This is a genomic window from Paenibacillus dendritiformis, assembly GCF_945605565.1.
Classification (GTDB): domain Bacteria; phylum Bacillota; class Bacilli; order Paenibacillales; family Paenibacillaceae; genus Paenibacillus_B; species Paenibacillus_B dendritiformis_A.
In genome coordinates this window covers 160,590-173,154 of sequence record NZ_OX216966.1, presented here as the reverse complement: position 1 = coordinate 173,154, position 12,565 = coordinate 160,590, and the positions used below count along the sequence as shown (strand labels likewise).

The following is a 12,565-nucleotide window of genomic DNA, read 5'->3' as shown; positions in this document are numbered from 1 at the left end:
GCATCTTTCTTGCGTTGATCCCCATCTGAGAGAATAAGGAATGAACGTCATGAATCGATTCAATGAACCGAAGCTTGCCGACCAGCCTGCGGAGGCGGCTGCCGGCCGTAAGGGAGAGGCAACGAAGCACTGGACGGTCGACGCGGAGCAGCCGCTAGAGGGACAGCCGGCCATTATAGAGGCGGCTGCTCTGCTAGCCGCAGGCGGCACGGTCGCGTTCCCGACCGAAACGGTCTACGGCCTCGGCGCAGACGCGCGCGATACGCGTGCCGTCGAACGCATCTTCGCCGCCAAGGGGCGCCCGTCCGACAATCCGCTCATCGTGCATATCGCCGATATGGCGATGCTGGATGAGCTGGTCGAGCCGTTCGGCGGGACGGCGCGGCGCCTGATGGACCGCTTCTGGCCCGGCCCGCTTACGATCGTGCTGCCGGTGCGCCCCGGAGCCGTCTCGCCGCGGGTGACGGCCGGCCTCGACACGGTCGGCGTCCGCATGCCGGCGCATGATACGGCGCTGGCCTTGATCCGCGCCGCCGCTTGCCCGGTAGCTGCGCCGAGCGCGAACCGTTCCGGCCGCCCGAGCCCGACGCGGGCCGAGCATGTCGCCGAGGATCTGGACGGCCGCATCGGCGGCATCGTCGATGGCGGACCGACCGGCGTCGGCGTCGAATCGACCGTCGTGGAGCTGCACGGCGACCGTATTCATGTGCTGCGCCCCGGCGGCGTGACGATCGCCATGCTGCGCGAGATGGCCGCCAACGTCACGATCGACCCGGCTGTCGATCCGGACGGAGCGCTCGCGGCGCCCGCGGCGCAGGAAGCCGGCGAGACGTTAGCGGCGCCGCGCTCCCCGGGCATGAAATATGCCCATTATGCGCCGCAAGGCACGCTCGCGATCGTGCAGAGCGCCTCGCCGGAAGCCGCGGCCCGCCGCATCCAGGCGGAGCTCGACGCCGCCCGGCAGCGCGGAGAGCGCACCGGCGTGCTCGCCTTCACCGAGCATACGGCCGCGTATCGGGCGGATGTCGTCGTGCCGCTGGGCAGCGTGTCCGCGCCGGAGGAGGCCGCGCACCGGCTGTATGAAGGGCTGCGCCGCTTCGACGAGGAAGGGGTCGGCTTCATTATGGCGGAAGCCTGCTCCACCGAAGGGATCGGATTGGCAGTCATGAACCGGCTGCTAAAGGCCGCCGGGCACCGCGTTATCCGCTGCTGAACAAGCGGGATAGCCGCTGGCCGCCACGTTTCCCGCCTTGAAGGACTTGTCATCATTGCCTCCTTGTCCGCATACGCTGATCTCAGACGATGGACAAGGGGAGAACGCGATGTGGGAGACGGCAGTACCGGCAGGTCAGTGGATCACGATAGTCGTCATGGCCGTGGCACTCGGTTTTGACGCCTTTTCACTTTGTCTGGGCCTGGGCATGAGAGGGATGCGCTCGGCGGAGATATTCCGCATCAGCGGAGTTATCGCGCTGCTCCATGTCGTGATGCCGCTGCTTGGCGTCTTGACGGGGCATTATATCAGCTCCATCCTTGGACATGTAGCGGTGATGGCCGCTGGCGGGCTGCTCATCATGCTGGGCGGACATATGATGTTCAGTTCTTTCCGGAGAGGGTCCTCGGGCTCTCTCTATGAGATGTCGATCTGGGGGACGCTGTTGTTCGGATTGAGCGTAAGCGTCGATTCATTCTCCGTCGGCGTATCGCTGGGCATGTTCCAAACCAGCCTTATGGTGACCATCGTTGCCTTTGGACTGGCCGGAGGAGCGATGTCCGTCATGGGATTGGTGCTCGGCCAGCGGGTCGGGGCCACCATCGGCGAGTACGGGGAAGCGATCGGAGGAGCGATTCTGCTCACCTTCGGCATTCTCTTTTTGCTGCCGTAACGGTTGAACTGTGAATCCGGGAGGCATTCGGGTACGATAGGGATAAAGGGATCCTCTCCTTGGGGGAGTGATCATGACGACGAAGGTGACAACATCCGCCGATGATGCAGCGGCCGGAGTTATCGATAATCAGGGAGCCGGTGCGCTCGCACCCGTGCCGCCCTACCGAAAATAGAATCATACACCATCCAAAGGAGTGACGGCCTATGAACCGGATATTATTCGTATGTACAGGCAATACCTGCCGCAGTCCGATGGCGGAAGCGATGCTCCGCCAACTGGCCGCCGAACGGGGGCTGGAGCTGGAGGTCAAGTCGGCGGGCGTATCGGCATGGGATGGAACGCCGATGTCGGATCATGCCGCTGCCGTGTTGAAGGAGCATCATGTTGAGGGATACGAGACGTTTGCTTCGACGGCGCTGAGCGAAGCGGAGGTGGTCTGGGCCGATCTTATCTTGACGCTGACCGTCGGCCATAAGCGCCATGTGCTGCAGCGGTTCCCCGCAGCGGCCGACAAGACTTATACGCTGAGGGAATATGCGGAGCCGGGAGAAGGCGGTTCCGGGGAGCGCGATCGGCTGCAGGAGCTGGCCGCCGAGCTGCAGCTGAAGCAGGCGCTGGGACAGGAGCCGACGCCGGAGGAGCTGGCGGAACTGGCCGAATTGGATCGGCTCTGCCCGAATCCGGATGTCGCGGATCCGTTCGGCGGTTCGCTGGAGGAATACCGGATGACCGCGCTGCAGATTCGGGAGGCGCTGCTCGTCGTGGTGGACAAGCTGGCCCCGCCTGACACAAAGTGATTGCATTTCCGCGGCGCATCCATTATTATCGGAAATAGATGAGTGGCACTCGGTGTAACTGGCGACGGAAGTGGGAGAACCACGGTGGAGCATCGAGTGATATACGGCCGGTCGCCTGGGCGAAAGAGCAATGCATGGTTAAGGCCATGCTATGCTCTTTTTTCTTTTTTTTGAGGACTCAGTTCTTGAACACGCACTTAAAGGCATTTACGGGAGGGATGCAGCCCCTTGTTCCGGTGCTGGCATTGAGAAGCAAGCTTTCGGCAAAATCATGTCGAAGATGCGGGCCAACTGTTCGAAAATTGGTTATAATGGACAGACAGCATATTGTTTCCTGGAGGGGGCTGCGGCCTCGCCCAGGGAATGATGGGATGGAGGGAACGTACATGAAAATTGCAATTGGAGCGGATCACGCAGGTGTGAAGCTGAAGGACGGTATTATCGCGGTAATTCGAGAACTGGGGCATGAGGTAGAGGATCTCGGCTGCCATTGCACTGATTCGGTCGACTATCCGGATTATGCCGTGCCTGTCGCCGAGAAGGTGGCCGCCGGCGAAGCCGATCGCGGAATTCTGATCTGCGGGACCGGGATTGGCATGTCCATCGCCGCGAACAAGGTGCCTGGCGTTCGCTGCGCGCTCGTGCATGATTTGTTCTCCGCGAAGGCGACGCGGGAGCATAATGATTCGAACGTGCTCGCCATGGGAGAACGGGTCATCGGCCCTGGCCTGGCGGAAGAGATCGTCCGCGTCTGGCTCGGCACGGAATTCAGTCAAGGGGAGCGCCATGCAGGCCGCATCCGCAAGGTGGAGGAAGCCGAGCGCAAGTACAACCCGGCACCGTAGCGCATCAGTGAGGAGGATACGACATGAATTCTTCTTATGAGCGGCAGGCCGAGCAGGCCGCCCGGGAACTGGCGGCTGCAGCGAAGCTTGCCCCGGGCCAACTGATCGTCATCGGCTGCAGCACAAGCGAAGTAGCCGGCGCGCGGATCGGCACGGCCGGCACGCTTGACGTTGCCCGGATGCTGTTCGACGGGCTGAATGTGCTGCGGACCGAGTTCGGCCTGCAGCTCGCTTTTCAATGCTGCGAGCACCTGAACCGCGCGCTGGTCGTGGAGCGCCGCACGCTGGAGCAATTCCGGCTGGAGGAGGTCGCCGCGGTGCCTGTCCCGCATGCGGGCGGTTCGATGGCGGCACAGGCGTACCGCATGCTGCCGGACGCATGTCTGGCCGAGTCCATCGAGGCGCATGCCGGCATCGACATCGGCGAGACGCTGATCGGCATGCATTTGCGCCGCGTGGCCGTTCCGCTGCGAACGGAGCTCCGTTCCATCGGCAGCGCCAGGGTAACGATGGCGTCGACGCGGCCGAAGCTGATCGGCGGCGAGCGGGCGGTCTACCGTTTACCGGACGATAGCGGAACTTCATGCGATTGACGCCGTTCGCGGCCTGTTTTCGCAAGGTTGATTTCTAATTATGATTAAGGATGAAATGGGAGGGCTTGGCCAATGATAGAACATTTACGACAATCGGATCCGGAAGTGCTGAAAGCGATGGATTTGGAGCTGCAGCGTCAGCGGAACAATATCGAGCTTATCGCCTCGGAAAATATCGTAAGCGAAGCGGTCATGGAAGCGATGGGGACCGTCCTGACGAATAAATATGCGGAAGGCTATCCAGGCAAGCGCTACTACGGAGGCTGCGAGCATGTCGACATCGTCGAGGACATTGCGCGCAACCGGGCGAAAGAGCTGTTCGGGGCCGAGCATGCGAATGTGCAGCCGCATTCCGGTGCGCAAGCGAACATGGCGGTCTATCTGGCGGCCCTGAAGCCGGGAGACACGGTCCTTGGCATGAATCTGGCGCATGGCGGCCACTTGACGCACGGCAGCCCGGTCAATGCTTCGGGCTTGCTGTATAACTTCGTGGCCTATGGCGTAGAGGAAGAGACATTCCTCATCGATTATGACAAGGTGCGCAAGGCTGCGTTCAAGCATCGTCCGAAAATGATCGTTGCCGGCGCCAGCGCCTACCCTCGCATCATCGACTTCGAAGCGCTCGGGTCCATCGCCAATGACGTAGGCGCGCTGTTCATGGTCGATATGGCGCATATCGCCGGTCTGGTGGCCGCGGGTCTGCATCCAAGCCCAGTGCCGCATGCGCATTTCGTGACGACGACGACGCACAAGACGCTTCGCGGTCCGCGCGGCGGAATGATTCTGTGCCGTTCGGCCTGGGCACAGGCGATTGACAAAGCCGTCTTCCCGGGCACGCAGGGCGGTCCGCTCATGCATGTGATTGCTTCCAAGGCAGTCGCGCTGGGCGAAGCGCTGCAGCCATCCTTCAAGCAATATGCGGCACAGGTCATCGAGAACGCGCAAGCGCTGGCGGCTACCCTGGTCGAAGAAGGGCTGAACATCGTATCCGGCGGCACCGATAATCATCTGATGCTGATTGATACGCGCAACGTCAACATTACGGGCAAGGATGCGGAGAAGGTGCTGGATTCGGTAGGCATTACTGTGAATAAAAACGCGATTCCGTTCGATCCGACGAGTCCGTTCATTACGAGCGGCATCCGCATCGGCACGCCGGCTGCAACTTCACGCGGTATGGATGTCGAAGCGATGCGCACGATCGGCAAGGTGATTGCCATGACGCTGAAAAACCCGGCCGACGAAGAAACGCTGGCGACAGCGCGCCGGATGGTGCAGGAGCTGACGGCGCAATACCCGCTGTATCAATCGCTAAAATATTAATTGGACATATGTAATCCGGCTTTCCCCGGGGCGGCAGCTCAGGGGAGGACCGGATTTTTTATGTAAGGAGATGCAGCGGGCCTCTTATATGCAATATCCCCATAGCTCAGAGTTCAATTTTTCACCCGTTTGCATTTGTAGTTTGTACTTTCTTCGCCTCCACAGAGCAGCAACGTCCCGAGCCGCACTCTCGGCTGATTGAGACCGGGAGCGATAAAGAATTCGCTCGGCAGACATTGCTTACTCGCAACGGGACGTGGGCGATGACCATACATGACCGCACCTGACGAGATGGGATAGTTACGAAAAGGATGATAGTGCCGATAATCTGACTAAATGGGAGAGTGGCGTAATGGACTGTGGAGGCGATAAAGCTGATTAGATGGGAGGGTGACGTAAAGGACGTGCGCGGGACGGAGAAAATGTAAAAAGGGCACAAACTTTATTTTTGATCCAGGTATAACCAGAGGGCGGGATGTCACTAATAGGGATAGAGCCGATTTGTCACGATCGGCCAGGCGATAAATGGGAGTCATAAAGTGATCTTGAAAACGTGCAGATACAAGGCGGGAATGTTATAATAGGCCTGTTTGACGATGAATAAGAATCGCTGGACATTTTCTAGCAAGCAACATGAGTAAAAAGCGGAGGGACATGTTATATGGGCAAATTGATCATTTGCGATCATCCTTTGATTCAACACAAATTGACACTGATTCGTGACAAGCGCACGAACACGAAAGATTTCCGCGAATTGGTAGACGAGGTCGCAACACTAATGGCGTATGAGATTACGCGCGAACTTCCACTGCAGACTTCCACTGTGGAGACGCCGGTGGCGGAGACGGAATGCAAGGTCATTTCCGGCCGTATGCTTGGCTTGATTCCAATTCTGCGGGCCGGCCTGGGCATGGTGGAAGGGGTAGTGAAGCTGATTCCGGGGGCCAAAATCGGACATGTCGGTCTATTCCGCGATCCAGAGACGTTGAAGCCTGTTGAATACTACACGAAGCTGCCGACCGATGTGCGTGAGCGGGCGCTTATCGTCATCGATCCGATGCTGGCGACCGGCGGATCGGCGATTGCTGCTATTGATGTGCTGAAGAAGCGCGAATGCACCCAGATTAAGCTGATGTGTCTCATTGCGGCGCCGGAAGGGGTCAAGGCGGTTCAGGATGCGCATCCTGACGTCGATATTTATTTGGCCGCGCTGGACGAGCGTCTGGACGACCACGGCTACATTGTGCCGGGATTGGGCGATGCGGGCGACCGGCTTTTCGGTACGAAATAAGGCATATCGCTAAATGAATGTGGCATAAACTGCCGATAATATGGTTATAGCATGCCGATAATATGGAAATAGCGGAGGAGAACGAGATGTCGAAACTGAAAGTGATGACGGTGTTCGGTGTCCGCCCGGAGGCGATCAAGATGGCGCCTCTTATTCTGGAATTGCAAAAGCATCCGGACCAGATCGAATCGATCGTCTGCGTGACGGCCCAGCACCGTCAAATGCTTGATCAAGTGCTGGACGTATTCAACATTCGGCCGGATTACGATCTGGACATTATGCAGGCCCAGCAGTCGCTGAACGATATTACGATCAGGGTGCTGCAAGGGCTGGAGCCGGTGCTGAAGGAGGCGAAGCCGGACATCGTGCTTGTACACGGCGATACGCTGACGACCTTCCTGGCCAGTTATGCGGCGTTCATGCAGCAGATTCCGGTCGGTCACGTCGAGGCGGGATTGCGCACGTGGAACAAGCTGTCGCCGTATCCGGAAGAGATGAACCGGCAGCTGACCGGGGTGTTGGCGGACCTGCATTTTGCCCCGACAGAATGGTCCGCGAACAACCTGAAGCAGGAGAATAAGAAAGAATCATCGATATATGTCACAGGCAACACAATAACAGATGTGTTTCAATATACAGTACGTTCCGATTACACCCATGAGGTGCTGGAATGGGCACAGGGCAAGCGCCTTGTGCTGATGACGGCTCACCGCCGGGAATCGCAAGGGGAGCCGCATCGCAATATTTTCCGTGCCGTGCGGCGCATCGCCGATGAATTCGAGGATATCGCGATTGTCTATCCGGTGCATCCAAGCCCGGCTGTTCGTGTTCCGGCGCATGAGATGCTGGGCGATCACCCGCGGATCAAGCTTATCGAGCCGCTCGATGTCGCTGATTTTCACAACATCTATCCGCACACGCATCTTATCCTTACGGATTCCGGCGGCATGCAAGAAGAGGCGCCGTCCTTTGGCGTACCCGTACTTGTGCTTCGGGGCACAACCGAGCGTCCGGAAGGCATTGAAGCGGGCACGCTGGAGCTTGTCGGCACGGACGAAGAGAAGGTGTATAGCCGAACCAAACAATTGTTGACCGATCAGGAGCTGTATTCCCGGATGAGCCAAGCGGCGAATCCATACGGAGACGGGAAGGCGTCCCGGCGTATTGTCAGTGCGATTCTTCACAGTTTCGGGCGGCAAGCGGAGCGTCCGGAATCTTTTCACACAAAGTTCACAATTTGAATTCGGAGCATCTTCTATACCCTAACGTACCAGCATACAGTGATACTGTACGGTTTACGCGGATTTTTACGACATCGAGAGACAAAATACAACGTTTTCATCCTTATAAATACAAGGTTTTAACGAATTGACAAAATCTCGTATTGTTCAGTAAAATGAATGGGAATTATTAGCCTATGAAGACTTCGAAACGCAATGACAGCGCTTGGTTCATCGCTCTCAGCATCGGTGGAGCCGGTGTCACGCTCGCCGTGTACATCGTCATCGGATACTTTGCGGGGAAATGGCTGGCGCAAGTGTTGGACGGGCCCAAGCTGTGGCTGGCCGTCGGCATGATCGCCGGGATGTGTCTCGGCATCATGAACATTATTTATTTTGTAAGGAAGTTCATGGGGGAACAAGATGAATGATATGACTTCGATTGTCCATGCCGTGACCAGGGTGGCATTCATCCTGATGTCGATGTTCCTTCTCGTATGGGCTTTTTCACCGGAGCACCGCCCTTATGCAGCCGGCTTGACGCTAGGAACCGTCGCCGGTCTCATTAATGCGCGCTATTTGTCGATGAAGGTGAGACAGTTGGCCGAACTTGCCGCCAGTCAGACAAGGCAAAGGTTCAGTCTTGGACTCGTTACGAGAATGTGTATCGTTCTCTTGGCCGTGATGATCGGCATGAAGTTCGAACAGGTGTCGCTTGTGTCGACTATTGTGGGACTGATATTCATGCAAGTCGTGACCATTATCGTCAGCGTCATTATGGAATGGAGAAAAGGTGAATAAGCAGCTTATTGGAAAGGGGTGAACACATTTATGCACTCATCACCGATTATTGAGGTTGGCGGGCTACAGTTGGATTTATCCATCATACTCACGCTTCTCATCAGTGTAGTCGTCGTATTCATCATTGCTCGATTGGCCGTCCGCAATCTGTCGGTCGAGAATCCTTCCAAAATGCAGAACTTCATGGAATGGGTTGTCGAATTCGTACAGGGGATTATCGGCAGCGCGATGGATTTCAAGAAAGGCAAGGCATACATCTCCTTAGGGATGACGCTTATCTTGTTTATTTTTGTATCCAACCTGCTGGGATTGCCGTTCGCGGTCATCACGGAGGCACACCATCCGGAGACGATCTTCGGCAAGGAGATCATTACGACGAGCCAACAGGTCTTCGACGATCTCGCTGCCAAAGGCAAACCGGAGCACGTCCACCTGCTATGGTATAAGTCGCCTACAGCGGATGTTTCCGTAACCTTCGGTCTGGCGTTCATGGTCTTCGTTATTGTGAATTTCCTGGGCCTGAAGAAAAATCGCAAGCATTACTTGAAGCATTATCTCGAGCCGTTCCCGATTTTCCTTCCATTGAACATTGTGGAGAATCTGGCGAAGCCGATCGCGCTTGGCATCCGGTTGTACGCGAACATCTTCGCGGGGGAGATTCTGATATCGACGCTTATCGGAGCAGGCATCTTCGGTCTTCCGTTCCTCGCGGCGTGGCAAGGATTCAGTATCTTTATCGGCGCGTTGCAAGCCTTTATCTTCACGATGCTAACGATGGTGTACATCGGGCAAGCGTCCGTGCATGAAGAACATTAACAAACTCTGCCGAATCCATCATTTTGATGAGCTATTTCGGGTGAGACATATACACACAAGCAATTCACAAATACATGAATTTGAGGAGGACTTTTCTAATGGGTATGTTAGCAGCAGCAATTGCAGTAGGTTTGGGCGCATTGGGCGCAGGTCTTGGTAACGGTATGATCGTAAGCCGTACGGTGGAGTCGATTGCCCGCCAGCCGGAAGCCCGCAACATGTTGCAAACGACCATGTTTATCGGTGTCGGTATCGTCGAGGTTATTCCGCTCGCAGCTACAGTTATCGCATTCCTGGCAATGTTCTCTTAATGAATAGACAAACGGTCTGGCGGGGAAGGCCGATGCCATCCGCGCCTTCGTTTTGTACTTGCGCGTCATGTTAACGGAAAGGAGTGACTGTAGTGAAATTCGTGTGGGAAAATTTCGTATGGGCGATCATCGCTTTCCTCATCCTATATTTTTTGCTTCAAAAGTATGCATTCGGGCCTTTGTTCAGCGTCATGGAGAAACGCCGCGAGCTGGTCAAGCAGCAGCTCGATGAAGCAGCCAACAGCCGGACGCAAGCTCAGACTTATATCGAAGAGCAGAAGCAGGCTCTCGATTCTGCCCGCAAAGAAGCTTATGACATTATCGAGCAGGCGAAGCAGACCAGCGTTAGACAGGCCGACGATATCATCGGTCAAGCGAAGGCCGAGACAGCACGCTTGAAGGAAGAAGCAGCCCGCGATATCGAGAGCGAGAAGAACAAGGCTGTGGCTGCCCTGCGCAATGAGGTCAGCGGCATGTCTGTCGCCATCGCCTCGAAGCTTCTTCAGAAGCAGGTGGACGAGAAGGATCAAGACCAATTGGTTGACCAGTACCTGAAAGAGGTAGGGGGCAAACAATGAGCAAAGATATAGCGAAACGTTATGCCAAAGCGCTGTTCGACCTGGCATCCGAGCGCAAAGCCGTTGCCGAGACCGAACAACAATTGAAGGCTGTCGTGGAAGTCATGAACTCGACTTCGGAACTGTTCGTCCTGTTCTCCGCGCCGAATATTGATGTCAGCGTGAAGCAGGCCATTCTTCGGCAGGCGTTCGAAGGCGAAGTATCCGAGATTGTCCTGAATACGCTGCTGCTCCTGACGGAACGGGGGCGCATCCGCATCCTTCCCGAGCTGGAGAATCACTTCGTCCGCATCGTCGGCGAAGCGACCGGCGTGACTGATGCCTACGTGACTACTGCCTTTCCGCTGGACGAGGCCGGGAAGCAAGAGGTTGCCGCCCAGTTCGGACAGATGCTCAACAAGACGATCCGCGTTCAGAATGAGGTCGATGCTTCGATCATCGGCGGCATGAAGGTGCGCATCGGCGACGTCTTGTATGACGGAAGCTTGTCCGGCCAGCTGGAACGTATTCAAAAAACGTTGAAAACACAAGTACGTTAAACGATATAAGCACGGAAGAATGGGGTGAAGCGAATTGAGCATCAGACCTGAAGAAATCAGCACACTGATTAAAAGTCAAATCGAGAATTACAAGGCTGAGATCGAAGTGGCCGAAGTCGGCACGGTTATTAATGTCGGTGACGGAATCGCCCGCGTTCACGGTTTGGAGAACTGCATGGCCGGGGAGCTTCTGGAGTTCTCCAACGGCGTCGTAGGCATGGCTCTCAACCTGGAGGCAGGCAACGTTGGTATCGTTATTCTTGGTCCTTATACCGATATTCGCGAAGGGGATCAAGTCAAGCGTACGGGACGCATTATGGAAGTGCCGGTCGGCGAAGCGCTGCTTGGCCGCGTCGTGAATTCGCTCGGACAGCCGGTCGACGGCAAGGGAGAAATCGCGACGACGGAATTCCGTCCGGTGGAATCGAATGCTCCGGGCGTCATTGACCGTAAATCGGTTCATGAGCCGATGCAAACCGGAATTAAAGCGATTGACTCGATGGTTCCAATCGGCCGCGGACAGCGGGAGCTGATCATCGGCGACCGTCAGACCGGTAAGACGACCATCGCTATCGATACAATTATTAACCAAAAAGGCAACGGCGTAAAATGTATTTACGTCGCTATCGGCCAAAAGCAATCGACCGTAGCTCAAGTCGTGGAAACACTGCGCCGCCACGGCGCATTGGACTATACGATTGTCGTTACGGCATCGGCATCCGAACCGGCGCCGCTTCTCTTCTTGGCACCGTACGCAGGCTGCGCGATGGGCGAGTATTTCATGTACAAAGGCGAGCATGTGCTGGTCGTATACGACGACCTGTCCAAGCAAGCGGCGGCATACCGCGAGCTCTCCTTGCTCCTTCGCCGTCCTCCGGGCCGCGAGGCATATCCGGGCGACGTCTTCTATCTCCATTCCCGCTTGCTGGAGCGCGCAGCGAAGCTCAGCGACGAGAATGGCGGCGGCTCCTTGACGGCCTTGCCGTTCATCGAGACGCAGGCGAATGACGTATCGGCGTACATTCCGACGAACGTCATCTCGATTACGGATGGACAGATCTTCCTTGAGTCCGATCTGTTCTTTGCCGGCCAACGTCCGGCGGTTAACGTCGGTATTTCCGTATCCCGCGTAGGGGGAGCGGCTCAGATCAAGGCGATGAAGAAGGTCGCCGGCACACTGAAGCTGGATCTGGCCCAATACCGCGAGCTGCAGGCATTCTCCCAGTTCGGTTCCGATCTGGACAAATCGACGCTGGCCCGCCTGGATCGCGGCGCCCGACTGATGGAAATCCTGAAGCAGGGCGTCAACGAGCCGCTTCCGGTCGAAAAGCAGGTCGTCAGCATTTATACGGTGACGAGAGGCCATGTCGATGATATTCCGGTCAAGGACGTTCTTCGCTTCGAGCAGGAGCTTCATATGTACCTGCAATCGAACAACGATGAAATCTATCAATCGATCCGGGATACGAAAGATTTGAGCAAAGAAAACGAAGAGGCACTGGTGCAGGCGATTACCAAGTTCAAGAAGAGCTTCGCCGTGTCGAGCTGATTATAGAGTGAAC

At 56.5% G+C, this 12,565-nt stretch carries 15 protein-coding genes and 1 riboswitch; all 15 genes read left to right on the top strand.

The genetic code is table 11. The features are described 5' to 3' along the window. Nucleotides 1-40: 40 nt before the first annotated feature. The 15 genes from NNL35_RS00710 to atpA all read left to right on the top strand — a co-directional run bounded on the left by NNL35_RS00710 (nt 41) and on the right by atpA (nt 12,552). Entirely contained in the window at nt 41-1,213 is a 1,173-nt protein-coding gene (locus NNL35_RS00710) for an L-threonylcarbamoyladenylate synthase (protein ID WP_006680165.1), read from the top strand. A 109-nt stretch (nt 1,214-1,322) separates the two neighbouring features. After that, nucleotides 1,323-1,886 (top strand): manganese efflux pump MntP, encoded by a 564-nt coding sequence (locus NNL35_RS00705; protein WP_040734620.1) that lies wholly within the window; start codon nt 1,323-1,325, stop codon nt 1,884-1,886. 206 nt (nt 1,887-2,092) lie between these two features. Continuing rightward, nucleotides 2,093-2,686, top strand: coding sequence for a low molecular weight protein arginine phosphatase (locus NNL35_RS00700; protein ID WP_006680163.1), 594 nt, complete (start codon nt 2,093-2,095; stop codon nt 2,684-2,686). 44 nt (nt 2,687-2,730) lie between these two features. Continuing rightward, nucleotides 2,731-2,814: riboswitch (ZMP/ZTP riboswitch) on the top strand. 258 nt (nt 2,815-3,072) lie between these two features. Further along, nucleotides 3,073-3,531: a ribose 5-phosphate isomerase B gene (rpiB, locus tag NNL35_RS00695; RefSeq protein ID WP_006680161.1), complete on the top strand. Its 459-nt coding sequence runs from the start codon at nt 3,073-3,075 to the stop codon at nt 3,529-3,531. A gap of 23 nt (nt 3,532-3,554) precedes the next feature. Further along, nucleotides 3,555-4,124 carry a TIGR01440 family protein gene (locus NNL35_RS00690; RefSeq protein WP_006680160.1) on the top strand — a complete coding sequence of 190 codons (570 nt, stop codon included), beginning with the start codon at nt 3,555-3,557 and terminating at the stop codon, nt 4,122-4,124. 72 nt (nt 4,125-4,196) lie between these two features. Next, the gene (gene glyA, locus NNL35_RS00685) at nt 4,197-5,447 is read left to right on the top strand and encodes a serine hydroxymethyltransferase (protein ID WP_006680159.1); all 1,251 of its coding nucleotides are present in this window, start codon (nt 4,197-4,199) and stop codon (nt 5,445-5,447) included. A gap of 661 nt (nt 5,448-6,108) precedes the next feature. Beyond that, nucleotides 6,109-6,738, top strand: coding sequence for a uracil phosphoribosyltransferase (upp, locus tag NNL35_RS00680; protein ID WP_006680158.1), 630 nt, complete (start codon nt 6,109-6,111; stop codon nt 6,736-6,738). Between the two features lie 86 nt (nt 6,739-6,824). Beyond that, on the top strand, nt 6,825-7,979 hold the full coding sequence (wecB, locus tag NNL35_RS00675) for a non-hydrolyzing UDP-N-acetylglucosamine 2-epimerase (protein WP_006680157.1): 1,155 nt from the start codon (nt 6,825-6,827) through the stop codon (nt 7,977-7,979). Nucleotides 7,980-8,155: 176 nt separating this feature from the next. Next, on the top strand, nt 8,156-8,389 hold the full coding sequence (locus tag NNL35_RS00670; protein WP_006680156.1) for an AtpZ/AtpI family protein: 234 nt from the start codon (nt 8,156-8,158) through the stop codon (nt 8,387-8,389). Next, nucleotides 8,382-8,759: an ATP synthase subunit I gene (locus NNL35_RS00665; protein WP_006680155.1), complete on the top strand. Its 378-nt coding sequence runs from the start codon at nt 8,382-8,384 to the stop codon at nt 8,757-8,759. Before NNL35_RS00670 ends, NNL35_RS00665 begins: the two co-directional genes overlap by 8 nt. Nucleotides 8,760-8,789: 30 nt before the next feature. Next, nucleotides 8,790-9,575, top strand: coding sequence for a F0F1 ATP synthase subunit A (atpB, locus tag NNL35_RS00660; protein WP_040734618.1), 786 nt, complete (start codon nt 8,790-8,792; stop codon nt 9,573-9,575). A 98-nt stretch (nt 9,576-9,673) separates the two neighbouring features. After that, a complete protein-coding gene (gene atpE, locus NNL35_RS00655; RefSeq protein ID WP_005544835.1) occupies nt 9,674-9,886 on the top strand; it encodes a F0F1 ATP synthase subunit C in 213 nt (70 codons plus the stop codon). A gap of 92 nt (nt 9,887-9,978) precedes the next feature. Next, the gene (atpF, locus tag NNL35_RS00650; protein WP_006680153.1) at nt 9,979-10,464 is read left to right on the top strand and encodes a F0F1 ATP synthase subunit B; all 486 of its coding nucleotides are present in this window, start codon (nt 9,979-9,981) and stop codon (nt 10,462-10,464) included. Then, entirely contained in the window at nt 10,461-11,003 is a 543-nt protein-coding gene (locus NNL35_RS00645) for a F0F1 ATP synthase subunit delta (RefSeq protein WP_006680152.1), read from the top strand. Before atpF ends, NNL35_RS00645 begins: the two co-directional genes overlap by 4 nt. Before the next feature lie 34 nt (nt 11,004-11,037). Next, entirely contained in the window at nt 11,038-12,552 is a 1,515-nt protein-coding gene (atpA, locus tag NNL35_RS00640; protein ID WP_006680151.1) for a F0F1 ATP synthase subunit alpha, read from the top strand. Nucleotides 12,553-12,565: the final 13 nt, after the last annotated feature.

Coding starts and splice junctions, on each gene's coding strand:
- NNL35_RS00710 (WP_006680165.1), top strand. CDS start 41: ATGAACGTCATGAATCGATTCAATGAACCGAAGCTTGCCGACCAGCCT.
- NNL35_RS00705 (WP_040734620.1), top strand. CDS start 1,323: ATGTGGGAGACGGCAGTACCGGCAGGTCAGTGGATCACGATAGTCGTC.
- NNL35_RS00700 (WP_006680163.1), top strand. CDS start 2,093: ATGAACCGGATATTATTCGTATGTACAGGCAATACCTGCCGCAGTCCG.
- rpiB (WP_006680161.1), top strand. CDS start 3,073: ATGAAAATTGCAATTGGAGCGGATCACGCAGGTGTGAAGCTGAAGGAC.
- NNL35_RS00690 (WP_006680160.1), top strand. CDS start 3,555: ATGAATTCTTCTTATGAGCGGCAGGCCGAGCAGGCCGCCCGGGAACTG.
- glyA (WP_006680159.1), top strand. CDS start 4,197: ATGATAGAACATTTACGACAATCGGATCCGGAAGTGCTGAAAGCGATG.
- upp (WP_006680158.1), top strand. CDS start 6,109: ATGGGCAAATTGATCATTTGCGATCATCCTTTGATTCAACACAAATTG.
- wecB (WP_006680157.1), top strand. CDS start 6,825: ATGTCGAAACTGAAAGTGATGACGGTGTTCGGTGTCCGCCCGGAGGCG.
- NNL35_RS00670 (WP_006680156.1), top strand. CDS start 8,156: ATGAAGACTTCGAAACGCAATGACAGCGCTTGGTTCATCGCTCTCAGC.
- NNL35_RS00665 (WP_006680155.1), top strand. CDS start 8,382: ATGAATGATATGACTTCGATTGTCCATGCCGTGACCAGGGTGGCATTC.
- atpB (WP_040734618.1), top strand. CDS start 8,790: ATGCACTCATCACCGATTATTGAGGTTGGCGGGCTACAGTTGGATTTA.
- atpE (WP_005544835.1), top strand. CDS start 9,674: ATGGGTATGTTAGCAGCAGCAATTGCAGTAGGTTTGGGCGCATTGGGC.
- NNL35_RS00645 (WP_006680152.1), top strand. CDS start 10,461: ATGAGCAAAGATATAGCGAAACGTTATGCCAAAGCGCTGTTCGACCTG.